We start from the raw sequence: 25,824 nt of genomic DNA on the forward strand, positions 1-25,824 counted from the left end.
TCTTTACGTACGCAAGGGACGCCAAGGCGCCCCCTTTCTTTTTGAGCATCGCTGCGGCGTAGGGCTTTTTAAAACTTGTCGTCCATTCTCGAAAAAGTCCTGGCTGCGGCCTGGACAGACCTATTCCACGAGCGAACGCTCGAGCGAGGGCGCGACTACGCCCGGCAAAAACGCATCGTGCTGGAAGACTCCAGCCCGCAGATCATCCGCACCGCCTGTCGGGGCTCGGGCCTGGAAATCTATACCCAGACACTGCTGTTCAAGGACCCCGATCGCTACAAGAATTACCTGACCTGCAAATGCACCTGTCCGGTTCGCAACGATTGCAAACATTGCGTGGCCGCCCTGCTGTTTCTGCAGGACCCGCAAAACCGTCCGTTGCTGCAGGCCGCACTGGCCTCGCACCAGCAAGAGCCGGAAAAGCCCGTCGAGCAAAAACCCAGGCTGCCGGAGCGCCTGATCGATGACCTGCAGCCACGGCCCAGGCTGATTCTGGCCAGCATCGAGTTCAGTGCCTACGAGCCGCGCAACGGGCGCATGCAGCGGCACATTCAGCACCGTGCCGCGCTCGCCTTTGCCTACGGCAAGCATTACGCGGTCGGCACCACCAACGTCAGCATTCTGGTCAGTTCTCTGGGCAGCGATCTGGTGAATCAGAAAAGCGACATCATCGAGCACACCGACACCGAAACCCTGCGCATCCGTCGTCAGGGCGAACGGGAGCGGCAGTTGCGTCAGGAACTGGCCGACCTGGGCTTCAAGGTCGCCACCCGGCAAAGCAAGGCACTGCCCGACAGCGCCGGCGACATGTACGAACTGCCCAATGACAAGGCCTGGCTGCATTTCGTCCTCGACGACCTGCCACGGTTGCGCGAGCAAGGCTGGGAAATCGACATTCAGGACGAGTTCGGCTTCGACGTTACTCCCGTGGAAGACTGGTATGCCGTCATTGATGAAGAGAACGAGCGCGACTGGTTCGACCTGGAACTGGGCATCATCGTCAACGGCGAACGCCTGAGCCTGCTGCCGATCCTGATCAACCTGATTCGCAGCCACCCCGAACTGATGAGCCCGTCGGCAGTGGCCAAGCGCGGCGACGAAGAACAACTGCTGGTGCAGCTCAACCACTTCACCCAGAGCGGCGGCAGCCCGGTGCAGATCGCCCTGCCCTACGGCCGACTCAAGCCGGTACTGGCGACGCTGGGCGATTTCTACTGGCGTCAGGAGGGCAACAACGCGCTGCGCATGAGTAAAGCCGATGCCGCGCGCCTTACCCAGCTAGAAGACCTGCCGCTGACCTGGCAGGGTGGCGACCGTCTGCGCCATTTCGCCGAACGCCTGATCAACATCAAGGACGCGCCGGTCAGCCTGCCCGATGGCCTTAACGCCACACTGCGCCCTTATCAGCTGGAAGGCCTGAGCTGGATGCAGTCGCTACGCGAGCTGGAAGTCGGCGGCGTGCTGGCTGATGACATGGGGCTGGGCAAAACGCTGCAGACCCTGGCTCACCTGCTGATGGAAAAACAGGCCGGACGCCTCGACCGACCCGCGCTGGCCGTCATGCCGACCAGCCTGATTCCCAACTGGCTGGATGAAGCCGAGCACTTCACCCCGGACCTCAAGGTACTGGCCCTGTATGGCGCCAATCGTCATCAGGACGCTGGCAACCTGCAGGATTACGACCTGATCCTGACCACTTACGCATTGCTGCCACGGGACCTGGAACAGCTCGAAAAACAGCCCTTCCACGTGCTGATTCTCGATGAAGCGCAGTACATCAAGAACCCCAACAGCAAGGCCGCCCAGGCCGCACGCAACCTCAACGCACGTCAGCGCCTGTGCCTGAGCGGTACGCCACTGGAAAACCACCTGGGCGAGCTGTGGTCACTGTTCCACTTCCTGATGCCCGGCTGGCTGGGCAACAGCAAGGAATTCAACAGCAATTACCGCACAGCCATCGAAAAGCATGGCAACCAGGACCGCCTCCACCACCTCAATGCGCGTATCAAGCCGTTTCTGCTGCGTCGCACCAAGGAGCAAGTGGCCACCGAGCTGCCACCCAAGACCGAGATCATCCACTGGGTCGACCTTAACGATGCCCAGCGCGACGTGTACGAAACCGTACGCCTGGCGATGGACAAGAAGGTCAGGGACGAAATCACCCGCAAGGGCGTGGCGCGCAGCCAGATAATCATTCTCGAAGCGTTGCTCAAGCTGCGCCAGGTGTGCTGTGACCTGCGTCTGGTCAATCAGGACATGCCGGTCAACAGCAAACAGGGCACTTCAGGCAAGCTCAACAGCCTGATGGAGATGTTCGAAGAACTGCTGGCCGAAGGTCGCAAGATTCTGTTGTTCTCGCAGTTCACTTCGATGCTCAGCCTGATCGAGGAAGAGCTCAAGCAGCGCGGTATCGCCTACGCCCTGCTGACCGGATCGACCCGCGATCGCCGCACACCGATCCATGATTTCCAGAGCGGCAAGCTGCCGATCTTCCTGATCAGCCTGAAGGCAGGCGGCACCGGCCTCAACCTGACTGCCGCCGATACTGTGATCCACTATGACCCGTGGTGGAACCCGGCAGCGGAGAATCAAGCGACCGACCGTGCTTATCGTATCGGTCAGGACAAGCCGGTGTTCGTCTACAAGATGATCGCGCGCGGCACCGTGGAAGAGAAAATCCAGCGCCTGCAACGGGAAAAGTCAGCGCTGGCAGCCGGTGTGCTTGATGGCCGCACAACCGGCGACTGGAAACTGCGCGACGAAGACCTTCAGGCCCTGTTTGCCCCGCTTCCCGCAGCCCCGAAGAAAACCCGCAAGTAAACCCGTCCGGCGCTATTCGAGAGCAATATGCTGAAGGATCTGCGCCGTGGACAAGACCGTAGCGTATTCACCGTGCAGGTTGGCCAGCGACATCGCGTGCACATCTTCGGCACTGCGCGGCGTGCCGAAGAAGTCTGCTTGATCAAATGTAAAGCAGGCGTCATGCGCGACCATCACGTTAAAGCCAAGATTGCCTCCACTGCGCGCGGTGGACTCGACGGAATTGTTGGTAATCACACCGACAGTCACCACCTGCCCGATCCCGTCCGAGCGTAACCACATCTCCAGAAACGACCCGCAAAACGCGTCAGGCACCTGCTTGCTCAACTCCCGCTCATCGGCGTGCGGCAAGAACGCTGACTGGTACTCGACCCCCGACTGCTCAGGCCAGAACACTGATTGCGGCGACGTCGAGAAATGCCGAACGTGAATCACCGGACGCCCGGATTGTCGCCAGGCACCCAGCAGCGCGCCTATATTCGCCTCGGCCTGCGGATTGTTACGCCGCCCCAGCTTGGGATGATTGATCCCCTGCTGCATGTCGATCAGGATCAGCGCGCTGTTGCCTTGAATATCCATGATGAATCAGTCCGAACTTTTGGTTCAGCAAGACTATCGCAATCAGGGTCTATTCTGGTCTCAATCGTCGACAGGCTCAGGCTTGTCCGAGACCCGCCCTCCAAGGAGAACATCATGATCGAACACCTTAAACTCGCTGGCAAAGTAGCACTCGTGCAGGGCGGCTCCCGAGGCATCGGTGCAGCCATCGTCCAGCGGCTGGCTAAAGAAGGCGCCGCCGTGGCATTTACCTACGTCAGCTCCGAGGTCAACGCTCTGGAGATTCAGGACAGCATCGTCGCCAACGGCGGCCGGGCCCTGGCCATTCGCGCAGACAGCGCCGATGAGAAAGCCATTCGCCAAGCCGTGCAGACCACCGCCGAAACCCTTGGCAGGCTGGACATTCTGGTCAACAACGCCGGCATTCTGGCCATTGCGCCGCTCAATGAATTCAGCATGCAGGACTTCGACAAAACCCTGGCGATCAACGTGCGTAGCGTGTTCATCGCCAGCCAGGAAGCCGCTCGGCACATGGAAGAAGGCGGCCGCATCATCAACATTGGCAGCACCAACGCCGACCGCATGCCCTTTGCGGGCGGTGCCACGTACGCCATGAGCAAATCGGCGCTGATCGGCCTGACCAAAGGCATGGCCCGCGACCTCGGCCCGCAAGGTATCACCGTCAACAACGTCCAGCCCGGCCCGGTGGATACCGACATGAACCCGGCACAGGGCGAATTCGCCGAAACCCTGAAAGCACTGATGGCCCTGCCCCGCTACGGCACAAGCGAAGAAATCGCCAGCTTCGTCGCCTACCTGGCAGGCCCGGAAGCCGGCTACATAACCGGCGCCAGCCTGACCATCGACGGCGGCTTCAGCGCCTGAACTTCACGAGACGAGCGGCGGTGCGCCTTAGCGCCGCACCGCCTTCTCGGGCTTTTCAGTGGCGCATAAGCGTTTATTTGCTTAACCGCATGAAAAATCTGAAAAAAAGTTTTGCGTTAGGAAAAGGTTTCGACTACATTAGCGCGCCTCGACAGACACAACGTTGTCGTCGAGATACGGTGAGGTGTCCGAGTGGCTTAAGGAGCACGCCTGGAAAGTGTGTATACAAGAAATTGTATCGAGGGTTCGAATCCCTCCTTCACCGCCATATTAAGAAAACCCTGTGAATTCAGTTGCTTAGAGTTCATGGGGTTTTTTGTTTGTACTACTCACAGTGCTGAAAATTCCCACACACCCTTCTCCAAGCCCACCAGCTTCTCAGTCTGACTACTCGCCAGCCCGCTGCCCTTTCTGCACAGGACAAACTCCTGTGGATGTTCATTAAGGATCGACACGGCTACTTAACCGGCTAAGGCAAGCTGTGGTTCGACAATCAGACCGTCATCGCCAGCGCGTGTTGCTGTAGCCTCACAGCAGCGAAAGCCTTCATTCCGAAGCTTCGTCAGCATGGTTACTGACCGTCGAATACCCGCAGCACCGACTCTCAGTCGACGCAGGTTCGCCCGCTCCGGATTCAGTGAAAGCCGCCCTGATTCGATGCGTGCGATATCGAGAATGTCGCCAATCAGGTCCAGCAGACCGTTGGCCGAGCTGTAGGCGACTTCGATGACTGAACGCCATGATCGGCACGTTTGAGCGCCAGCTCCAGCATTCCGATCACCGCGCAAATAGTTGCATTGCGTACTTTTTGAAATTCAGAGTGACATAGCTCTGTGAGCTTTCACGTTCCGACCTTTCGTGATGTTGGGGATCAACGCTGACGACAGCCACAGCTAAGATGATTGACACCTTTGTCAGTGCTAGCGGTTCACGAAAGCTTATGAATAAAGGGTGCACTTGCGTCAAATTTTTCTGATGAGGTTCGCGCTTATGGGTAGTTCATGCAACTTACTGAAGATACTGAAGAATCGGTGACAGACGGTCACGGTCCAGTAGGTATGCGGCCTACACGAAAGATATGCGATTAATACATAAACTACACACACTTTATCCACGGGCAGTGGATTGCAATTGACATTCAAAACGCATTATCTTGTATGCAGTCACCGAGAAAAACCCTACATATGGGCTTTTACAGCTACGGGCTGGCCTAAGGAGAGGCTGGGAGGATGAAGCTTGCGGAATGAACACGGTTAAGTTTGGCGACCGACATCGTGTTCATCCGCACCGATCCAAAACCTTCGACTGAATCAATCATTAGTTATGTCAGGACGATCATTGAGCCAAATGCTGACGCGTTTGGCAATCGCTAATCGCGTTTGATTGTATCCTGATGACTAGCAAACTCAATGCTTTTCCATCGGATAACCCGGCTATGCCAACTCTGTTGATCACCTGCAACGCAGGAAAACTGGGCGTCAAACGCCAACGCTTGATCGCTGAAATCTACAAATTTTCGGCAGCACGACTCACGCCATCTGTTTACGTAATTCAGACGGACTGCGCAGTGAGGGAAATTTTTAAGCGGCTGAAACCGTTCATCGAGCATGACGAGAGCTTGTACGTCTCTGAGATTCAGTCGACGGTTGGTCATGGCGATTCCGACGTCAACTGCTGGCTTGAGACAAATCTCAACGGACGTACGTTGCACTGATGAGAGGGAGCCCCGATAGCCGGGGCTTTTTAGTTGTTATTCGGCCGGTTACTGCAAGCAAATCCGTAATAGCTCATTGAGGATAAAATGAAAGCAATAATGATTTTGCCGGGCATCATATGCACGCTTCTCGCGAGCAATGCCATTGCAGGGAGTGGAAACGAGTCTGGTGGGTTTCAGGTGATGACATCTATAGCTACAATTTTGGGCGCTATCGTGATCTTCGTCGTCAGTCAAATAGTGCTGAAGCTTGTCATTGAACCGGTGCAACAACTCAAAGGATCAATTGGGCAGACCGCAAACACCCCTACTGCGTTATCAAGCCAAAATCACGAACTACGGCAATGACGAAGAGGTTTCCGCAACCGTTAAGGGGCACGCTGCCGACCTTATGTCAAAAGCAGAAATCATTTCATGCTATTGCGTTGCCCAAAGAATATTTGGACTGCCCAAGAAGGCTGATATACGCAGCGCTGCACAAGAGCTGAACCTCATAGGTTACTCGCTCATGACCGCCTATACACAGCGTCAGCAACCTCATGAGATGCCCCCTGATATCTTCAAGCTTTCATCGAGTAATTCGAAAGCTCTCGCCAAGATTGGGAAGCTTCTCAAAGTAAGTACAAGCTATTCAGCCTAATCTCCTCAAAAACAATCCCGCCGCCGGGAGAAGTGCTGCACATCAACGATTGATTACCCTCGCTGGCGGCTACTCTGGGCGGATGATTGAAATAAGTAGTATTCGCTCGACAATCAAGGAACGTGAAGATGAGACGGTCAATTTCTGTAGTAAGCCTGTGTGTAGTATTGGGCGGATGCGCCAGCGCTGACATGGTATCCCCTCCGAACTCTGGTTCCGCTTACGCCCCAAGCAATGAGAGCTCTCGTGCAGGCATCGTCAAGTACCTGAATGACGGAGCCGCGTTTGTCAGGAAGCAACGCCGCGAGGACGCCTACGAGCAAATGTTCACCGCTTGCAATGGACGTTACAAGATCGATGCCGAGGGCTCATCCCCTGAAGGCGGCGCAAGCATCGCGAGCGGAAATAGCACCTATTGGATGCAATCAAACTATTGGTACATCCACTTCTCCTGCCAATAGTCTTCACAAAAACTACAACTTTTGAGAGGAGAAATCGATGAAGTGGTTAGACTTTGATCCGCACACCACCTTCCTTAAACTCAAGACTGTCGTATATGTGATAGCCTCGTTATTTGTACTTGCTGCCATTGTGGCGACCACTATTGCCTACCACACTTCAGGATTGAAGTACAACCTTTCAAGTGAAGGATGGAATAACGCATTAGACATATTCAAAGTCCCCCTTGGGCTGCTTGCAGTTGCGATTCCGCTCATAGCACTGCTTGCAGCCAACCATCGCTCAGTGCAATCTAAGGCGCAGATGGAGCTAACACAGTTTCAGATAAATCTCACCCAGACGAACAATTACATAACCAACTATTATAAGCATGTGGATGAGTTCCAGAAATACCTTGGAAGTCATCACTTCGGATTTACTGAAGAAAAAGAAGGACAACCGAAAGTTGCCTACCCTAGGAAACTTCACAAAGCGCTATTTCCTGAAGCTAAGATGGGCATTCTCACAGTTGACAAGAAATTTATACTCACGTTTTTATCAGACTTGGAGAAGATACTTTCTCTATTCTCTGTCTTTGAGGGAATCTACTATGATAGGCGATTCCAAGGGTGCATAGATATAAATCGAAAGCTAGAATCTCTCGCCAGAAAGCACTTCATTGTAGGCTTTCGCCCTAAAGATTTCCCTCACATCTCCCACGAGGGCGGAGTAGTTAAATTGGGGCCAACAGTACGCGAGATAATACGTCCCATAGGTATAATCACTACCATTCTAAACGAAGCAATGCTTTTTGACGAAACTTATGATGTGCCAGAAATACTTAGACAGCTTACAACATTTCGTTTTGATCTGGTGCCCGATGATATTCCAGACAACTCCGTTAACTATCATTTTAAAAAGCAGCTCATGGATCAGACAATGCAATGGCCCGATGATGATAACTAAGCGTGCTGATATTTCAGTAAGGAAGCTCACTCCGTCGGCAAGACATTCATTTTCGACGGCGTACTCGTAGTTGCGTCAGACTGAGGCGGCGTTGAAAGTGGCAGTACTCAAGTGTAGGTGATGCACCTGACGGCCAGGAGGTGGGTCAGCCTTCGCGTGTGGCGTTCGATTTGACGTATGCCAAGCTAGACTAATGGCTTTGTGCAATGAGTTCTAAAGTCAGCTACAGTGAAGTCCCCGCCATCGGAGCTTGCCCATTGAACCCACCATCTGATCGCAAAATTCTTCGCACCATCTACAAGATGTATTACAACGATTTCTGTGCGTTCACCATAGACGGCCCCAACAATCGCGAGTCGAAGATATACGTCCCAATAAACTGCGAGCGAGTGGCAAAGAAGCTGAAGGTCGACAAAGACATCGTATTTGGGCGGCTCTATTACCACCTACAACAGAGGCACGCCTACAAAAAAGAAGACGGAACGCTTGTTCCTTTCTTCTCACTAGGAGTGGGGAAAGAGATCAGATGCGTGAACTTCCCTTTGCTGGACTCGGTGCTGGCCAGCCTTCATGCTGATCACGCCAAATTCCTGTGGTCATTTGGCTTTTCAACCGCCGCAGTTGTTATTTCCATCATCTCGCTGTGTATCCGTAAGTAAATTTCTTCAGCCTAGACCCCGCCGCCCGGAGCAAGGTTGCACATAGGCGTACCCAATTGAACACAGAGTACGCCCATTACGTTCACAACCCGAATGCTATCAACTTCCCCGCAAGCGGATGTAGGCTGGCGCCTTCTACCAAAAGGAGTTTCCCGTATGGACGACCTGTTTTCACCCGAAGCTGGTAAAGACACTATTCATATTGACCGCAACGGAGTTAGCTCCGGTCCATATAAGTGCATGTTCTCCCGCCCAAAGCTAACCCTGTGGTATAGCGAGCTAGACATTTGCGAAGGGGACAAGATCATACGCTCCATACCCGGCAGAGAAGAAACCTACACGGCGACCGTAGTTGACTACCACCAAAGCTTTGACGATATACCCGCCTGCTACGTTGTTGACATCAGCAAGGACACAGCCCTACCCACGCCAAGCAGAACTATCACCACTAACCACATCAACATTCACGGATCGACGGGTATCCAGATTGGCGACCATAACGTTCAGCACCTTGAAGCTGGGCTAAAGGAGCTGCTTTCGGCAATTGACAAGTCGGAGGGCGAGCCAGCGGCCAAGGAGGAAGCGAAAGGACGGCTGAAGGGTTTCCTAGAGCATCCACTTACGGCGAGTGCTGTGGGCGCTGGACTACCTGCCCTTATGGCGCTTTTCGGGGTCGTTAGCTGATCAGTAGTTAAGTGATGCCTTCTTGCTTCAAACTTGAAGGCTGAACTTCAGCGCTCAGATGCCGAATTCGTCATTTTCGAGTCGTTTGGATAGCTTCCACCGCCATGATTTGGCAGAAAGATGTCGCTCATAGGCTCCAGCTTGCCACTGGAACAGCACAGGACCCGCCTTTACTTGGCTGTGGCCCTGCAACCACTCTTATAGCAGCCTAACATTTCTGCCATAAGCGGGGTTTTGACCCTATTTCATAGGGAATTCAGGGGATTAAATCGAATTACCTGCACAAGTTGCCCCAGGACGTGAAGCACCACATACTGCGAAGTCACCACACGAATGGAGATCACTGTGGACCTTCAATCAATTCCGATTGCATCATTGCTGGCACTGATCGTCTCCTTATTCGCGCTATGGCGTACAGAGCGTGTGCAAAACAGGTCGAGGGCAAACGAACTCTACCTGCTAAGGCAAAACCTCTTACTCAAGGCCGAGGCTGCACGTTCAGAGTGGTACAAGCTGGATCGGGAAACCGATACGTTGGCCCATCGTCTATCCCTTAACAACGACTTGAATCCTGAGCTTCGAGAGATCACGTCTAACTTCCTGCAAGATCGGCAAGAGTTTTTCCGCAAATGTCTTGCCGACGCATCTGCTTTTGCTGAGCATGCACATACGAATCGTGAGCGCTATACCGAGAAAGAATGCCGGGAGCGACTTACTGCGGTTGAAGTCAGCCTCGAAAAGCTGAGGCGGAATCAGGGCGAGGCGGAGCGTAGGTTTAACCAGCTCATGGAAACGGCAGCAGCTCATAATGGAACGGGTGTGGCATGGCAAGGTTGAGTTTGAACGGTTGGCAGCGGTTGTGGATTGTCGCATGCGTGGCGTTGCTCATAGCCCTTGGAGCGCTCGCCTACAATGGCAATTTCCCTACGGAAAGTCGTATCCGTCAGCAACATTCGTGGGAACTGGCAGATTTACAAAATCAGCTGGAATGTCTGCGGCTCAACCCACAGAAAGCACAACAGCCTCGTCAAAACATAACGGACCAGATTCTCAGCGGACAACCTTGCCTTGCTGAGGATGGCATCCGCACTAAACAGAAAATCGATGAATCCAACAAACGTTTTGAGGACAAGCTAAGTCACCTCCTTTCACTACAAATCGAAAGCGTTGGATGGATCGGTGCAGGTTGGTTAATCGGGTGTGCTCTTCTCTATGCTCTCGGTGCGCTGGTAGCTTGGGTTATCCGAGGCTTTCGCCACAAGGGGACAATGACCTCATAGCTCCGATATGGCGCTAGGCTGCTAACTGGTTCATTTCTGCAACCTGATCCGCCGTGACATCGTAATGCTTTGCGAAGCGCTCAGGGATCAAGCGTTTGAGTGCGTCCGCAATCGAATCTGCAAGCTGTAGCTGTAGCTGTAGCTGTAGCTGTAGCTGTAGCTGTACCGACAACCCTTTGTCTTGGGCGTCCGATAACAATTGAATGAGTGGCTCACCCACATGAGGTGCTGCGCGAAGCTAAAAATCAGCGAAGCCCGGATCAGGCTGCATCAGCGCATCCACAGGCTCACCAATCAACGCTCGTTTATTGTCCCGTCGCAATGTATCAAGCTGCTGAGCCACCGCAGCTACTGAGTCCTCCCAGCCACCGGGTAAAGGCGTTCCCGCTCGTGCTTTCGCAATGAGTGTCTTCCACTCATGGAGGATCGGCAGACGCCGGGTCATGGCTTCATCACGCATGCCAGTCTTCAGCGACTGAACCAACACCTTACAACCAAGTTTCTGTTGCACATCCACTGGAACGGCAAGGCGGATATACCACGTCGATTCACCGTTTTTCTGTATCAGGTTGTCTACCATGAAGCCATTGCCGGAGTGAGCTGAAAAGCGGCGATTGTACTACTATGCACGCTGAAAGCCCTGTATCCATGGACCATTAGGGCTGGAGGGGCGTTAAGTTCGAATCCCTCCTTCACCGCCATATTTGAAACACGCAGAACCCCTGAATTTGTTGAAGAATTCAGGGGTTTTGTGGTTTCTGGGGTGTGAAAAAGTGGTCGTTGGACGCTACATGGGACAGAGCTGGGAAAGAGCAGAAAATTAAGGGTGGCAATGCCAAGGACGTCGGACACGATGATGCGGTCGTGCGACCGCATCTTCACAGGCATGTAAGGCTTGAAACACATGTTATTTTTACCGCATATCGCGTGTATCGTAAAAAACTCAACCTTCGCCGCCACCGCCGCACGAAATCAGTTCAATAAGTCCCATTTGATACCATTTATTCTGGCAACTCCACCCGTGTTCAAATGTAAACGCACTTGCAGTGCCGCTGAATGCAACGCCCAATGCGAGCGCCAAGGCGATTCCAATATTTCGCGAACGCACTTTCTTCATATTGTCTTTCATAAATGCTCCATAGTTTTAGCAGGTAATGCGAGCCTGTAAAGGCTGCATGAACGTCACAATACCCTACCGACTTTAACGCTTTATTGTCGGCACTCAAGGTACACTGCAGCGGCCCTAAACTGTGACCAGGCAAACAGCGACCCTAAGTCAGCTGTATGATTTTTGATTTAGAGATGCGCTTCTCTATGGCACATTTGAGTACTGAAACCCAATACGATCAATAGCACAAATGGGCTAATAGCCTCATGCCACAAGGTCAGGCAGCACACGCGTCCCGGTGTCAGAATATTTGTCGCCTCTCCGGTTTTTCCTAGGGTTTTTCTGAAAAGTACTAGATTGCCGTCAGAAATCGCGTCCACAAGCTTTTCTGATTGTCAGATCCTGTTTCTGCCGTCTTGGCTGCACCGCTTTGCGGATCTAGAAGATGACGTACTACGGCCCCGATGGATCGTTGAATTGCAGGGTGTATGCCCAATTTCGTAGCGCCTTGGTCTGGCTCACTTTGCACTTCGGTGAATCAGACCAAGGATCAATACTGGCAGCTGCTTGGGCAGCCGATAACGGATCGGACAGAATGTGCGTGGTCGCTGGCTGGTCGGATCAATAATCGGTTCGCCGGCAGGATGTTTCTCCGCGCTGTATTTGCGCGAAAAGCAGTGATATGAAAACGTGACGTGCACTGCAAAATTTTCCTGGCCAACCTACTGACGATTTCGAAGAAAAACGACATGTTCAAAAGAGTCGACCAAAAGCTGTCGGTCAGATGTGTCCAAGAAATTGTTGACGACTTAAAAAGCGGTCAGGTGCAACCGACTAAAACATCCAAGTTGCACTAATTTAGACACCCTTTTCCTTCCGAGGTCTATATCGGGCAGGTTCGAATCCCTGCTTCACCGCCATACTTGAAACACACAAAACCCCTGAATTCGTTTAAGAATTTCAGGGGTTTAGTGGTTTCTGGGCCTGAAAAAATGGTCGTGGGATCGATTGCTTAGCAGCAGGCCTCACACGCGGCACACCCCCTTTCTCCGATCCGGAACGGCCACCGAAACGCCCAGCAGGCGTTTTGATAGCGCACGTTCACATCAAAAAATAAAGATTGAATTATCACAAAAAATGTTATTTAAATAACATAAATAAAGGCCGCCGATGCTTCCGTCGGCGCTGGTGAGGTCAAAATAACAATGAGCAAGATTGCAGTCATCGGCAGCAACATGGTCGACCTGATCACTTACATCGAACGCATGCCAGCCCAAGGCGAAACGCTCGAAGCACCGCGCTTTGCCATGGGCTGCGGTGGCAAGGGCGCCAACCAGGCCGCCGCTGCGGCGCTGTTGGGTGCCGACGTACTGATGCTCAGCAAGGTCGGCGACGATGCTTTTGCCGATACCACCCTGGCCAATTTTCAACGGTTGGGCATTGATACGCGCTTTGTCGAACGGGTGCCGGGCGTGTCGAGCGGCGTGGCGCCGATCTTCGTTCAGGAGAACTCCCACAACAGCATCCTCATCGTCAAAGGCGCCAATGCCCACCTGAGCCCGGCCGATATCGACCGTGCCGAGGCGCAGCTGCGCGATTGCGCTTTGATTGTGCTGCAACTGGAAGTCGAGCTGGCGACCGTTTACCACGCCATCGCCTTCGCTCACCGGCATGCCATCCCGGTACTGCTCAACCCCGCCCCAGCCTTGGCCGGCCTGAGCCGCGAGCACTTGGCGCAGCTGGATTTCCTGATCCCCAACGAAAGCGAGCTGGCACTGATCAGCGGCCAGCCGGTCACGTGCGCCGAGGAAGCGGCTCAGGCTGCACGCCAATTGGTCGCGCTTGGCGTGCGCCACGTCATCGTCACCCTGGGCGAACAAGGGGCGTTGTACGTCGGCAACGAAGGCGAATGGCAGGTGCCAGGGGTCAAGGTTCAGGCGCGTGACACCACCGGTGCCGGTGACGCTTTCATTGGCTGTTTCGCCCGACACTGGAGCCAGGACGGCAATATTCGCCAGGCCATGCAGCAGGCGGTGGCCTACTCCGCCTGCTCGGTCACCGGCCTCGGCACGCAATCTTCTTACCCCGATGCGTCCACGTTTGCGCGATTCCTCGATGCATCGGCCAACTGACACTCACCAGCATCTCGCGGAGAACAATAATGAATAAGCCTGCGCTGCAACAAACCCCGGACGGGTTCTACCTGAACCGCACGCCGTGGTTCGCCTTCCTCCTGCTCTGTAGCATCTTCGCCCTTTGGGCGGCGGCCGCGAGCATGAACGACGTGCTGATCGCGCACTTTAAGAAAGCCTTCATGCTCAGCGACTTCCAGACCGCTTTCGTCCAGTCGGCGTTCTACCTGGGCTACTTTTTCGTCGCCATTCCGGCGGCACTGGTGGTGCGCCGCTTCAGCTACAAGACCACCATCCTCATCGGCCTGATGCTGTACCTGTTCGGCTGCGCCCTGTTCTTTCCGGCGGCGTCGACCGCCAAGTACGGCATGTTCCTGATGGCGCTGTTCGTCATCGCCGCCGGCCTGTCGTTTCTCGAGACCGCGTGCAACACCTATTCGACACTGATGGGGCCACGGGAAACCGGCACACGGCGCCTGAACATCTCGCAGACCTTCCACCCGTTCGGTGCCATGACCGGGGTGTACGTCGGCAGCTTCGTGATGTTCAAGGACACCGACGCCACCAGCGAACAGCTGGCCCAGATGAGCGCCAGTGAGGCAGCGGCGCAGCAATTGCAGATGATCCAGTCGACCCTGCTGCCGTACAAATGGATGATCGCGGTACTCATATTGATGTTCATTCTGATCGCCATCACCCGCTTCCCCGCGTGCAAGGGCAACAGCACAGTCAGCGAACCGCGGACCAGCATCGGCCAGAGCCTTGGCCGTCTGCGACGCAATCCGCGCTTCTGCTTCGGTGTACTGGCGCAGTTCCTCTACGTCGGCGCGCAGGTCGGGGTGTGGAGCTTCACTATTCGCCTGGCCATGCAAATGGGCGGCATGAACGAGCGCAGTGCCTCGTGGTTCCTGCTGACCACCTTTGCCGCCTATTTTATCGGCAAGATGATCGCCAACCTGCTGATGCGCAAAATGCACCCGGCCAAAGTTCTCGCGGTGTATGGCGTGCTGTGCATCGTGCTACTGGCCTACACCATTCTGGTGCCGAACATCACCGCAGTGTATGCCGCCGTGGGGGTCAGTGTGTTTCTCGGGCCTTGCTGGCCGACCATCTATGGTCTGACCATCGACGGGCTCGGCGAGGACACCGGTGTCGGCGGCTCGTTGCTGGTGATGAGCATCGTCGGCGGTGGCGTGATGCCGATCTTCCAGGGCCTGCTCAGCGATGCCAATGGCGGCAACATGCAGATTGCCTATAGCGTGCCGCTGCTGTGCTTCGTGGTCATCGTGATGTACGCAGTGCACTGCATGCGTCAGCCGCAACCGGTGCTGGGTGGCTCGGCCACGGCGGTGGCACAATGATTAGCGAAACGTTGCGCCTGCCGCTCTACCCACAGCTCTGGGACCAGACCAGCAGGCTGCTGCTCGAGTCAGCGAATTTCAGCGTGCGTGCCTGGACCTACCCCAGCGGCGTCAAGGCGCTGTCTCTGGAAAACAGCCGCGGCAAGCTGGTAATCCTGCCCTGGCAGGGGCAAATGATCTGGTCGGCCGAATTCGACGGCGTTGATTTGACCATGCTTAATATGTTCACCCAGCCGCGGCCCAGTGCCAGCGTGATCGGCACTTACGGCTGCTTCATGTTTCACAGCGGCCTGTTGCGCAACGGTTGCCCGGGGCCCGAGGATGATCATGCGCTGCACGGCGAAATGCCCTGCGCACCGATGGACGATGCCTGGCTGCAAGCAGGCGAAGACGAGCACGGCGCTTATCTGCGCCTCGGCGGCACCTGTGAATACGTGCAGGGCTTTGGCGACCATTACCGAGCCAGCCCGAGCGTGACCCTGCGCCCGGCCAGCGGGCTGTTCGAGATCGACATGCAGGTGGTCAATCTGGCCGGCAAGGCCATGGACCTGATGTACATGGCGCACATGAACTACGCCTACGTCGAAGACGCCCTCCTCACCCAGCCGCTGGGCTGCGAGCGCACACGGGTGCGCACCAGCGTGCCGGCCCATGTGCGGCCGACGCCGGCCTGGAGCGCCTACATCGCCGAACTCAGCCAAGACCCGACTCGCCTCAAGGTGCTCGACTCGCCCGCGCTGTATGACCCGGAGATCGTCTGCTTTTTCGACGATGTGCGCAGCGACGCCCAAGGACAGGCACACTTCTTCCTTGATCATCCCGACGGCGCGGCGTTCTACACCCACTACACCCCCCGACAATTTGAACATGCCGCGCGCTGGATCCTGCATAACACCGATCAGCAGGTGGCGGCCTTCGTCCTGCCCGCCACCTGCGAACCGGAGGGCTACCGCGCTGAACTCGCCAAAGGCAACGTGCGCAGCCTTGCGCCCGGTGCCAGCGCCGAGTTCAGCGTGACCACAGGTTACCTGAGCGCAGCCGAACGCCGGGCGCTGCAACCGTGATGTCTCTAGATTACAAGCTGCGCCCCGCCAGCCTCGATGGCCTCGCGGTAGCTACGCGGGATTTTCTTGTCGCTGACCACGCAATGGAAATCGCTCAAGGCACCGAAGTGTGCAGTGCGAACGGCGTCGAATTTGGAATTATCAGCCAGCAGCAGGCTTTGCCGGGCCTGGCGCATGACCTTCTGCTTGACCTCCACCTCGTGAAAATTGAAGCAGGTGACGCCGCAGTCCAGGCTGACCCCGGCCGCCGAGACAAAAGCCCAGGTCAGGCGCACACCATCGAGGATGCTGGTTTCGGCATGGCTCTCGAACACCTGGTTCTTGCGGTGGAATACACCGCCGCACAGGACGATGCTGCAGTTGGGTTTCTGCTGCAGCTTGAGCAGCACGTTGAGCGAGTTGCACACCGCGGTGAACTCCAGCTCGTCGGGGATGAAGTCGACTACGAAAGGGATCGTCGTGCCACAGTCGAAAAAAACCGTGTCGCCAGGACTGATGAAAGCAGCGGCCAGCTTGCCGATGCGGCGCTTCTCCTCGACATGGCGGGTGCCCTGCTCGCTGACCCGGTAATCCCCCGGTTCAGGATCATCGTGGGCACGGGTGATGTAGCCGCCCAACAGCCGTAACTGCCCGGGGTGTCGGCTGAGGTCGCGACGCAAGGTCATTTCGGACACATCGAGCAGCGCCGCCATCTCCCGCAGATGGATGGCTTTCTGATCCTGGAGGGCCTGTTGAATCTGTTTGATGCGGTCGGTTTTCTTGACGTCCACGGGCATCCCGGCAATCCGTTGTTGGTGTCGCTAGAGTAACACCAAGTGTTAATTTTATAACTTACGGGTATCCACCCAAGTGTTTTTAATGATGACAGGAATCCTTTGATGAATTCACTCGAACCCGCTGCACTGGCCCAGGCCATCGACCACACCTTGCTGGCCGCGGATGCCAGCCGAGAGCAGATTGCCACACTTTGCGCCGAAGCCCGGGAACACGGCTTCTACTCGGTGTGCGTGAACTCCAGCCAAGTGCCTTTTGCCGCTCGACAACTGGCCGGGTCTGCCGTAAAGGTCTGCGCGGTGGTGGGCTTTCCGCTGGGCGCCGGGCTGAGTGCCAGCAAGGCGTCGGAAGCAGCCCTGACGATCGCCGCTGGAGCGCAGGAAATCGACATGGTGCTGAACATCGGCTGGCTCAAGGACGGCCTGTTCGATGAGGTCCGCGATGATATCGCCGCGGTGCTACAGGCCTGTGGCAAGGTGCCTCTCAAGGTGATCCTGGAAACCTGCCTGCTCGATGAGGCGCAAAAGGTCCGCGCCTGCGAGATCTGCCGCGAGCTGGGCGTGGCATTCGTTAAAACCTCCACAGGCTTCAGCCGCAGTGGCGCAACGCTTGAGGATGTGGCACTGATGCGCCGCGTAGTAGGCCCCGACATCGGCGTCAAGGCGTCTGGCGGAGTACGTGACGTGGCCACGGCCAGAGCGATGATCGAAGCCGGCGCAACACGCCTGGGCACCAGTTCCGGGATTGCGATCGTGACAGGCGCGGGTACGGGGGCAGGCTATTGAGTCCGCGGGCTTTGAACATCAAAGCCCGCTGCACTTAGCTCAGATCGATCACGCCGGTCATAGCCGTGAAATGGCTTTGCTTGTGCTGAACCTTGTCGAGAACCTGCGCAGGGGTCGACTCACGGAACACCACCATGTGCCCGACGTCCTTGCCGCCCTCGGTCACGCGCTCGATATCGTTGATCATCCAGGTGGTCAGCTCTTCGGCAGTAATGCCCAGTTCGGACGCCACTCGTTGGTGTAGGCGCTCGGCGTCGTGTTGATTGAGTTGATCGCTGTTCATGGGGCTGGCTCCTTAAAGGGATGTTAGGTTCAGTCCCCGTGGGGGCTTCACAGTTCAGTCGGTTTTGAGCGGGATGGGAACGATCTGTCATTTCGGCTTTGCACCAGGCTCCCGACACTCCGGGTATTTGCATATTTATCTTGCGCCGGGAGGCTTCAGGGAGGCTGTAAACCGAGAAAGCAATCAGCCGGAAGACCATCTTAATTCCATGACTGCGATACTGACTCATGGCCGATCAACTTCAGCTACAAGCAATGTCAGCTTTGGATCGTTTGTGGCCCCTCGCGACATGCAGCAATCGGTCAAAAGCGGACCTAACGGAATGCCTACCAAATTGGGGGCTATTCATGCTGTAAAATTGGAAATCAAGACCCTCTACACGGAAAAATCATCTGGCAACACGCCAGAAATTTCCTCTTTAATTTTGAGTCCGTACCAACCATTCTCCACTAAGACTTGCAGTGACAAAACAACTAAATTGAAGCCGAATTGCGATACATCAAGAAGCTTGCTGAAATCCTCGTTTAATCTTTGATCCATGATTTCATTTTTCATAGGGTGGTGCACTCTGTACCCGCCGTGCACAAAAGAACTTCGGTAGTCGTACATTTCACGCAAGCGTTTCTTCAATATTCCTTTGCCATGAGTATCTAGCTTTAAGAGTGTTGAGATCCGCTCAACTAGATTAGTAAACCCTTCTCCTACTTTTGTACCATAAATGGCCTCTAACGCATGAAAGGCCCAAATAATCCAAACTACATCGACATCTGTCCCGCAGCAAATATGCAAAACTGAAAAAATTGCTTTCTCTACGCCAGACTCGGCTCTTTGCCTGCCCCCCACATTAAGTTTCTTGTACCAATAAAAAACCGATGATAGAGGTAATATTCGAGGAGCGAACAGTGAGTCCCCTGCCAGAAAACTTCTAAAGCCTGATTCAAAACAATCTGCTGAAAGTCGCAACTCAGTAACTGACCCTCTTCCTGCATCGATACGTACACCAAGAAAATCGCACACACCTGGACGGGCAATATTTAGGACAAAAAAAACATCATATAGAAACTGCTCAACAAAATAGCCGACATACCATTGTTGCCGACCGAGATTCTCACCACCCTCCAAAGTTACCTTTACCACAAACTCCAATTCTGGAAACAAAGCAGATTCGATTTGTTCTATTGATAAATTACGACTTAGCCCCACAACATTGAGCGATTCCGTATTGGTTTTGTACACCTCGAAAAAAGGGAAAAAGTCGCACTCGACTTTAACTTTTACGTCGCCATGCATATAGTACCAAGGCCCAATCACGCTGATGGCTTGCCTAAATAATTTCATATCTCCAGACTTAACCTCCTCCCGCTGCTCATGCTCATCCAGTCGCCCCCATCCGCTGCTGCGAACCGTCACTAATGACATCACTACGCTCCCCCCCATATCGCAAGTCATAATTTAGAAGATATCAGACACTACGAGAGGCGGTTATCGGCCGATTCTGTTGAAAAAGTCGGAATTTCAGGCTGGAAGAAGGCGACGTTGGCCTTCGTTTCAGAACCTGGTCACCACGTTGCGTGGCTTTCCAGTTCTGCGTTGACCGTTGCAGCTTGGTTAATAGGTTAATTTGAGGGTTTTTGCTGGCTCCGGGCGCACCTATCCCGTAGTCGGTGGCTCTTGAGAGGTCAGTTTCGCCAGTCGTCTTAGATTCTGTACCGCAGCCGCCAAGGTGAACTCGTCGTTCGCACCGGTCATTCCTCGTAGCATTAATCGATCCAGTTTCAGGATTCGTTTGAGATGAGCGAACAACATTTCGACCTTTTTGCGCTCATGGCGAGAGCACACGTATTGCGGTGTTGCGGCAATTCGCCGAGCAACATTGCGTGCCGCCTCATGGACGCTACGGGCGATTTTTCGGAACGAGGTGTTTGGGCAGCAGCGCTCTTTCATTGAGCATTTAGAGAAGTCTGTTTGCCTGGATCGAAAGATGATGGTGTCGGCTTTAGTGACATGTGAGCGCTGGTTCTTGAAGGCCCGCCACTTGCTGCGCAGGGCGTGCCCCGTGGGGCAACGATATTCCTGCGCTTCTTCATTCCCTTGAAAATCACTGATCGAGAGACTCTCGTTCTTACGCTCGGTTTTGTCCCAAACCGGCACATGCGGCTCGATGTCTTTTTCGTTCACCATCCAGGCCAGCATCGGTGCGGTTCCGTAAGCGGTATCGCCGATGAGCCGATCCGGCTTGATGTCGAACTGTTCTTCGACCCGCTCGATCATGGTCTTGGTGCTCTCGACCTCGGCGGTTCGATGCGCTGGGGTCGGTTCCACATCCATGATCACGCCATGCTCGACATCAATCAGATAGTTCGTCGAGTAGGCGAAAAACGCCGGGCCTCCTGGCGCTGCGGTCCAACGAGAAAGTGGATCAGTCACTGACAGGCGCTTAGGCAGTGCTTCGCCTAATGCTTCTTCATCCAGCGCTTCAAGGTACTCACGCACGGCGCGAGTACTCAGCGCCGGATCGCGCCAGTTGATTTCATCATCGCCAGGTACGCCACGTTGCCGACTGGCATCTGCCTTGATGACGCTGGCGTCGACCGCAAACCCTTCGCCCTTGACCAGACCTGCGTCCATGCAGCGACGCAGCACCTCGTTGAACAGCCAGCGAAACAGCGAGCTGTCACGAAAGCGACCATGCCGATTCTTGGAAAACGTAGAGTGATTGGGGACTTCGTCTTCGAGGCTTAAGCGGCAGAACCAGCGATACGCCAGGTTCAAATGAGCCTCTTCGCACAACCGACGTTCGGAGCGAATACCGTAGCAGTAGCCCACCACCAACAGGCGATTCATCAGTTCGGGATCAATCGATGGGCGCCCGATTGGGCTATAAAAATCGGCGAGATAATGGCGCAGATCGCTTAGATCGAGGCATCGATCACTGATACACAGGAGGTGATTGGCCGGGATTTGATCTTCAATATTGAGCGAGTAAAACAGTCTTTTTGTCCGCTCGACAATTGTCCCATCATGCTGCGAATCCTCCCGCTGGCAGATGGCCTGATTTTGCCGCGGGCCAGGCAGGAGATCTATTTTTTCAACAGAATCGGCCGTTTTTCGCCTTTCGTGAGCGGCAGCTTTGGGTCAAGAGTTGCCTGGGGCGAGAGGCGACTATCGACCTGTAATGGTCGTCGGTGAAGGATAGCAAAGGCCAATGGCAGACGGCGGGGGTTGGCGGTTTTCTGCCAGTTGAAGTTACTCCTAATCTTCGCCAGAATCTAGGGTCAAGTAATCCAAAAAAAAGAGCTGCCAATGAAACCGTTAGTCGAGTACTGCCAAGGAGCTGTTAAAGCATTAAATGCTCAATATGAAATGAGCAACGTGCTAGGTCACTCGGCCACTGCGGGGTCGGCTCGCGAGCGTCTTATCCAAGATTTTCTTATTGCGCACCTACCAGAAATGACCAGCATTGTAAGTGGGATGATTATTGACTCGAGTGGAAAGCGCTCAAAACAACAAGACATTGTTCTGATGTTGCGATCCATGCCAAGATTACCATTTGCCAGCGGGCATGATCTTATATTCCAGGAAGGAACCGTAGCAACTTTCGAAATTAAAACCCAAATTACGCCATCAATTCTCGACGCTATTGCGCACAACATTGAAAGTGTTAACACACTAGTACCAAGCACTCTAGAGGGTTTTGAGTTAGGCAATCTAGACTGGCCATCTTCAAGAATCTTAAACGTTGTTCTCACCTATGGAGGCTCAAGTTTGGATGCCATTAAGCGCAAACTAGTAGGACTGTCCACTACCGGCCAGCCAGATGTCTATTTTGATCTTACTAAAGGAATTCTTATCAAGAACGATGGAGTACTATTTGATAAGAGCGGTTCCGAATCTTACCTTCAGTTCAACGAAGCGGGAGTCGGTCTAGCCCGCTTACTTACGTTACTTTCAAAAGTAACTGGTCGATTAGTAATGCGCGGTGTGAATTGGGAGGCATATATGTCTTGATCATTAGCTTTACCGCGTTACCGATTGACGTTATAGATATTTTTCCAGATTTTCGCTGACATAATACTCATACGCAACTACGCCCGCTTTTGGCCTAGAGCTGGCTCTCTGCTGGGAAGCATCGCTTGGATGCTTCTGCCAAACGTATGGAATAGGATGCATTCAGGTCAGACCGGAGATCGCGTGCAAATGCATTGCCGTTACTGCATGCCGACGATCGCGCGATGCTGTGTTCTTCGTCAGGAGCCTTGCTCAGCGAACCTGTGAGCAAAGTCTTTCGTCTTCGTTATAGCCACTGCGAGACGATAGGCGGGGGACCTGCGGTTCGGGCGTCTGCTAAGTGGTGTTGCCCTGGCCGTGGCATCCAGATGGCTGCAACAGGATGTCGATCATGTGGGCAATCCTTTGAACCGGCGCTTTTGCGACGCCTCATAGAACTCAATCCCCATGTCGGATAACCGCCAGTATATCAACCGCGGTTTTTCGACACAAAGCTGCCACACATGTAGGACAGCTTGCGACCACTAGCCAGCGCAGCTGCAGCGATCCAATTACAGCCATGCGCGCCTCAGTAGCTGTGAGGTTAATTTTCTCCCCATCTGCTCTGCCAATAAGGCGAAGAGATCGCATCAGGTATTTCGGTTGACAACTCCGCTGACCACGAGCCACTGTGCCTTCCTCGAAGGGCTGCATGATACAGGCGATACCTCAGACGCAGTTTATCCAGTGCGATGTCGAACTCTCCTTTGGAAGAAAACCATCGCTGCTGCAATCGCTGAAGCTCGAGATTCATCTGCTCCAACCACTCCCCTAGCTGCTTATCGTGACACCCCTCCACCAGCCATCCGATGACCGCATAATCAACAATAGACGTTTGCCTTCCTAGTCCGGGATTATCGTTGGTTAGTCCAGCTTGCCACTGCTCCCATCGCTCATAGGCAAAATGCCAGCACATAACTCGAATTTCAGGAGAAGCATTTGCTTGCAAAGTCTCCAGGCAGACTGTTATTACTTCGCCACAATCCGGCGAATGGGTGATACCCAGCGTATCAACGTACCGTTTTAGATGCTCAGTGCTAACTAAAGCTAAAACACGCCCTAAACCTCTTTGAAGCCAAGGGTAGCGGACGGGGTACTTATTAAAGGCATGAAGAATTGCGCTCCAAACGTTCAAGTCGTCCGCAGCTTTAGTCAAAAGCGCGGCGACAGCCTCATCAGTGATAAGGGATACGTTATCCACTGAAGCTAGTGCGGTAAAAATGGCGCGACTAGTTCCGGATAGCGCAGCTATGAAGAATGCCTCTGTGCCCTTTATCTGATTCAGGATTATGGCCGTTCCCAGCCATGTTTCGGTGAGCGCGACAACCCTAGCGAGCACATCAGGTGCAATTACCACTAATCCGCTGATAGCTTGCGCGAAAGCCATGTCTACCTTGGGGACCATAAATCTTCCTGTATCCCTCAACAAATCAGTCCAGTTTTCCTCGCTGTCTGCTTTTATGAGCCGCTCGTACATCTCGCGCTCCCATACCGGCGTGTCCTCGGGGATGCTGAAATAGACTTTTCGCGACCGAATCTCGTGTGCCAGTGCTTTCTTGAATTCTTCGGTTGCTGGCTCCCACTCTATCAATCCGTGCCAGACATCTACGCAACTCGACCAAGCCATGCAAGAAGCGAGAAATGCATTCATACGTATCCGCGATGTAGTACCATCGACACTGTTCAAAAGAGCGTATTCATCTAATAGCCATGAGAATCTCTCTGCAAGGGTCTGCTGATGTTCTGTTGATCCGCTCACCTCTTCAAGTAATTGTAGAGAGCCCGACAAGTCCTTTCTTACCATCACAGATATGTGTTCCAGAACTTCCTGACTGAAATCGCTCGCGGTGCCGAGATAGCACTCTAAGTTGGGCATCAGTGACGCAGCAGGCTGGGCTAGAGAAATCATGTCAACGAAGGAGATCTTCATGTGCTGCTCCAAATCGTATGCTCATTTTGGTCCAGCGCTGTCCATAGATCTTGAAAGCTCCTAGCTATCATCGCTGCGTTAGATACCTTCTGGAGAACGTGGTGTGCCGTACCGAGACTGTTGATGGATGTCCCTAATGACCAAGCCAATGGGCCACTGGGGTGATTAGGGAATATCACGAACCGATCATGGAATGACCAGCCTTGGGGCCCGCTGCGGATTTTGTATTGCAAGTTGAGCCCAAAGCGATTTCCTGCATGCTTGTCCAACACGGCTTGCTGTTGCTGCACATAGGCCATGTCCTTGTAGTCACTAACAAGCTGTTGTTCTTTCGCCTCGCTGCCATTGGTAATGGCACGCAGCGGAGCCTGCGAACTCGGTGCCCAAAATAGAGTTTCAAGGAGATCAGCGGCAGATAAGTAAGGATCCCAGAGGTCCACCCCAGCGGCACCATGTCGAGTAATCAGCAGACGGAGATCGTCCATCGCACGGTCACGGTCCGATGGAGCGCGCTCACCACCGTAATACTGGACAAAGTCTCGACTTTCAGCGAGACGATTAGCTTCCTCTAGTTGGGTTCGGCGCGCTCGCCACTCTCGACTGACATCGTATGATTTAACACCCACTCGCATCGGGGGTAGGTGATGTATCACGGCGACTCTCGCAGCGCGTTCAGGTTTGTTTAGCGAGGCAGACGTTGTGAACAGACGTGGCTCGGATTCGTTGAGTAACGGCCTCAGTTCGGCGCTCAGCATATGCCCCGTCGGGACACTCGCGAACAATAGTCGCCCAGTTTGCTGATCCCACAGCTCCATCTCCAAGGGGTGGCCATGAATGTCGATGTCGATGACGGCTGAGTCAATAAATCCGGAAACAAAACCTGTAGCAACTAATGTTGTGTCATGTGCGGCTCTAATCGTAGCAGCTAGCGGGCGTGGTTCAATACCTGGGCGCCAGGTAGCACTCAGTGTTACCGGCCCTCTTGCCGACTCAACGTGCCACTGTACATCGACCACTGATACCGGTATCTGGATTACCACATCGCCGAGAAAGTCCGCCAATTGTGCAAAGTGCATCGGAAGGTATTGCTGTACATAATTTGATAGGGACTGAATGAGCTGTCGATCTTCAAAGAACCTTGTGAACCTTTCTTTATTTTGATCGCACAATCGCAGGACGTGAGATCCACCCCAGAAGTTGTTTTTGAGGATCGCGTTGATGGGCACGTCGTCACTGCTGTTGGCCGCTGCGAAAACCGGTGCAGTAGGCTTGAGCTGTCCCATGCCAAGCTCCTTTCCGCTAAGCATCCACGCTCCCTCCGACTGATATTGTTCAACTGCGACATGAACACTATCGATGGGGCGAACACAGTGAGAAACACAGAAGTTCCAGCCAGGTAGTTCCTTCAGCTTGATTCTGTCAGTATTCAGAAGAACTGCGGGTTCCTCAAATACGGTTCCCTCAATCCCAATGGCTTCGGCGACTGCAATGGTCAGCACATTGATCGGCGTACCACCTCTGGGAACACCGACAATTTCATACACGCTGAAAGCGTTATATGTGCCGATAAGTGACGGCGATAACAAATCTTCAAGCTCGCGTCTCATCTCGATAAATCCGAAAGGGCGGCTGTCCGGAATCAGTTGGTCATTCGGCATCATCGGTAACCCTAGCTCCTATATCTTGACTAACGAAT

At 54.0% G+C, this 25,824-nt stretch carries 22 protein-coding genes, 1 tRNA gene and 2 pseudogenes; 15 read left to right on the forward strand and 10 right to left on the reverse strand.

What is annotated here, in order from left to right:
- Positions 1-75: 75 nt before the first annotated feature.
- On the forward strand, positions 76-2,820 hold the full coding sequence (locus tag RYA97_RS04375) for a DEAD/DEAH box helicase (protein WP_316891945.1): 2,745 nt from the start codon (positions 76-78) through the stop codon (positions 2,818-2,820).
- A gap of 12 nt (positions 2,821-2,832) precedes the next feature.
- Here RYA97_RS04375 and RYA97_RS04380 read toward each other — a convergent pair whose 3' ends face one another.
- On the reverse strand, positions 2,833-3,399 hold the full coding sequence (locus tag RYA97_RS04380) for a cysteine hydrolase family protein (RefSeq protein ID WP_316891946.1): 567 nt from the start codon (positions 3,397-3,399) through the stop codon (positions 2,833-2,835).
- Positions 3,400-3,513: 114 nt separating this feature from the next.
- Here RYA97_RS04380 and RYA97_RS04385 point away from each other — a divergent pair, with 114 nt between their 5' ends.
- Together RYA97_RS04385 and RYA97_RS04390 are read left to right on the forward strand one after the other, a co-directional pair.
- Positions 3,514-4,263: a 3-oxoacyl-ACP reductase family protein gene (locus RYA97_RS04385; RefSeq protein ID WP_005744370.1), complete on the forward strand. Its 750-nt coding sequence runs from the start codon at positions 3,514-3,516 to the stop codon at positions 4,261-4,263.
- 178 nt (positions 4,264-4,441) lie between these two features.
- A tRNA-Ser gene (locus RYA97_RS04390) sits at positions 4,442-4,531 on the forward strand.
- A gap of 309 nt (positions 4,532-4,840) precedes the next feature.
- On the opposite strand, the pseudogene RYA97_RS04395 reads toward RYA97_RS04390, so the two are convergent.
- Positions 4,841-5,047 (reverse strand): annotated as a pseudogene (locus tag RYA97_RS04395) (hybrid sensor histidine kinase/response regulator); the annotation flags it as partial.
- A 609-nt stretch (positions 5,048-5,656) separates the two neighbouring features.
- Here RYA97_RS04395 and RYA97_RS04400 point away from each other — a divergent pair.
- The 7 genes from RYA97_RS04400 to RYA97_RS04430 all read left to right on the forward strand — a co-directional run bounded on the left by RYA97_RS04400 (position 5,657) and on the right by RYA97_RS04430 (position 10,644).
- Entirely contained in the window at positions 5,657-5,977 is a 321-nt protein-coding gene (locus RYA97_RS04400; RefSeq protein ID WP_316891947.1) for a hypothetical protein, read from the forward strand.
- 87 nt (positions 5,978-6,064) lie between these two features.
- Positions 6,065-6,325 (forward strand): hypothetical protein, encoded by a 261-nt coding sequence (locus RYA97_RS04405; RefSeq protein ID WP_316891948.1) that lies wholly within the window; start codon positions 6,065-6,067, stop codon positions 6,323-6,325.
- A 790-nt stretch (positions 6,326-7,115) separates the two neighbouring features.
- Positions 7,116-8,021, forward strand: a complete 906-nt coding sequence (locus tag RYA97_RS04410) for a hypothetical protein (RefSeq protein WP_316891949.1) — start codon at positions 7,116-7,118, stop codon at positions 8,019-8,021.
- A 206-nt stretch (positions 8,022-8,227) separates the two neighbouring features.
- Positions 8,228-8,680, forward strand: coding sequence for a hypothetical protein (locus RYA97_RS04415; protein WP_316891950.1), 453 nt, complete (start codon positions 8,228-8,230; stop codon positions 8,678-8,680).
- 156 nt (positions 8,681-8,836) lie between these two features.
- Positions 8,837-9,364, forward strand: coding sequence for a hypothetical protein (locus tag RYA97_RS04420; RefSeq protein WP_316891951.1), 528 nt, complete (start codon positions 8,837-8,839; stop codon positions 9,362-9,364).
- Between the two features lie 345 nt (positions 9,365-9,709).
- Complete coding sequence (locus RYA97_RS04425) at positions 9,710-10,201, forward strand: hypothetical protein (protein ID WP_316891952.1); 492 nt, start codon at positions 9,710-9,712, stop codon at positions 10,199-10,201.
- Complete coding sequence (locus RYA97_RS04430; RefSeq protein ID WP_057401573.1) at positions 10,189-10,644, forward strand: hypothetical protein; 456 nt, start codon at positions 10,189-10,191, stop codon at positions 10,642-10,644. Before RYA97_RS04425 ends, RYA97_RS04430 begins: the two co-directional genes overlap by 13 nt.
- 238 nt (positions 10,645-10,882) lie before the next feature.
- Here RYA97_RS04430 and RYA97_RS04435 read toward each other — a convergent pair whose 3' ends face one another.
- Both RYA97_RS04435 and RYA97_RS04440 read right to left on the reverse strand, forming a co-directional pair.
- Positions 10,883-11,224 (reverse strand): DUF6538 domain-containing protein, encoded by a 342-nt coding sequence (locus tag RYA97_RS04435; RefSeq protein WP_316891953.1) that lies wholly within the window; start codon positions 11,222-11,224, stop codon positions 10,883-10,885.
- Positions 11,225-11,587: 363 nt separating this feature from the next.
- Positions 11,588-11,773 carry a hypothetical protein gene (locus RYA97_RS04440; protein WP_004664555.1) on the reverse strand — a complete coding sequence of 62 codons (186 nt, stop codon included), beginning with the start codon at positions 11,771-11,773 and terminating at the stop codon, positions 11,588-11,590.
- Positions 11,774-12,957: 1,184 nt separating this feature from the next.
- Between RYA97_RS04440 and rbsK the strand changes: the two genes are divergently transcribed.
- The 3 genes from rbsK to RYA97_RS04455 are packed head-to-tail and all read left to right on the forward strand — an operon-like array spanning position 12,958 to position 16,309.
- Positions 12,958-13,884, forward strand: a complete 927-nt coding sequence (gene rbsK, locus RYA97_RS04445) for a ribokinase (protein WP_316891954.1) — start codon at positions 12,958-12,960, stop codon at positions 13,882-13,884.
- A gap of 29 nt (positions 13,885-13,913) precedes the next feature.
- Entirely contained in the window at positions 13,914-15,245 is a 1,332-nt protein-coding gene (fucP, locus tag RYA97_RS04450) for an L-fucose:H+ symporter permease (protein WP_057401569.1), read from the forward strand.
- Positions 15,242-16,309, forward strand: a complete 1,068-nt coding sequence (locus RYA97_RS04455; RefSeq protein WP_316891955.1) for an aldose 1-epimerase family protein — start codon at positions 15,242-15,244, stop codon at positions 16,307-16,309. Before fucP ends, RYA97_RS04455 begins: the two co-directional genes overlap by 4 nt.
- Before the next feature lie 5 nt (positions 16,310-16,314).
- On the opposite strand, the gene deoR is transcribed toward RYA97_RS04455, so the two are convergent.
- Entirely contained in the window at positions 16,315-17,085 is a 771-nt protein-coding gene (deoR, locus tag RYA97_RS04460; RefSeq protein ID WP_057404817.1) for a DNA-binding transcriptional repressor DeoR, read from the reverse strand.
- A gap of 102 nt (positions 17,086-17,187) precedes the next feature.
- On the opposite strand from deoR, the gene deoC reads away from it, so the two are divergent.
- Positions 17,188-17,868 (forward strand): deoxyribose-phosphate aldolase, encoded by a 681-nt coding sequence (deoC, locus tag RYA97_RS04465; protein WP_003436656.1) that lies wholly within the window; start codon positions 17,188-17,190, stop codon positions 17,866-17,868.
- A 34-nt stretch (positions 17,869-17,902) separates the two neighbouring features.
- Here the strand turns inward: deoC and RYA97_RS04470 are convergent, their stop codons facing one another.
- The 3 genes and pseudogenes from RYA97_RS04470 to RYA97_RS04480 form a co-directional block, all read right to left on the reverse strand.
- Positions 17,903-18,151 carry a hypothetical protein gene (locus RYA97_RS04470; protein ID WP_005783010.1) on the reverse strand — a complete coding sequence of 83 codons (249 nt, stop codon included), beginning with the start codon at positions 18,149-18,151 and terminating at the stop codon, positions 17,903-17,905.
- A gap of 375 nt (positions 18,152-18,526) precedes the next feature.
- Entirely contained in the window at positions 18,527-19,570 is a 1,044-nt protein-coding gene (locus tag RYA97_RS04475; RefSeq protein WP_316891956.1) for a HEPN domain-containing protein, read from the reverse strand.
- Between the two features lie 231 nt (positions 19,571-19,801).
- Positions 19,802-21,174 (reverse strand): annotated as a pseudogene (locus RYA97_RS04480) (transposase).
- A gap of 280 nt (positions 21,175-21,454) precedes the next feature.
- Here RYA97_RS04480 and RYA97_RS04485 point away from each other — a divergent pair.
- A complete protein-coding gene (locus tag RYA97_RS04485; RefSeq protein ID WP_316891957.1) occupies positions 21,455-22,159 on the forward strand; it encodes a DUF6602 domain-containing protein in 705 nt (234 codons plus the stop codon).
- Between the two features lie 583 nt (positions 22,160-22,742).
- On the opposite strand, the gene RYA97_RS04490 is transcribed toward RYA97_RS04485, so the two are convergent.
- The gene (locus RYA97_RS04490; protein WP_316891958.1) at positions 22,743-24,128 is read right to left on the reverse strand and encodes a hypothetical protein; all 1,386 of its coding nucleotides are present in this window, start codon (positions 24,126-24,128) and stop codon (positions 22,743-22,745) included.
- A complete protein-coding gene (locus tag RYA97_RS04495; protein WP_316891959.1) occupies positions 24,125-25,789 on the reverse strand; it encodes a VPA1262 family N-terminal domain-containing protein in 1,665 nt (554 codons plus the stop codon). Before RYA97_RS04495 ends, RYA97_RS04490 begins: the two co-directional genes overlap by 4 nt.
- Between the last annotated feature and the right edge of the window lie 35 nt (positions 25,790-25,824).

The organism is Pseudomonas syringae group sp. 26L6, from assembly GCF_032587815.1.
Taxonomy (GTDB): domain Bacteria; phylum Pseudomonadota; class Gammaproteobacteria; order Pseudomonadales; family Pseudomonadaceae; genus Aquipseudomonas; species Aquipseudomonas amygdali.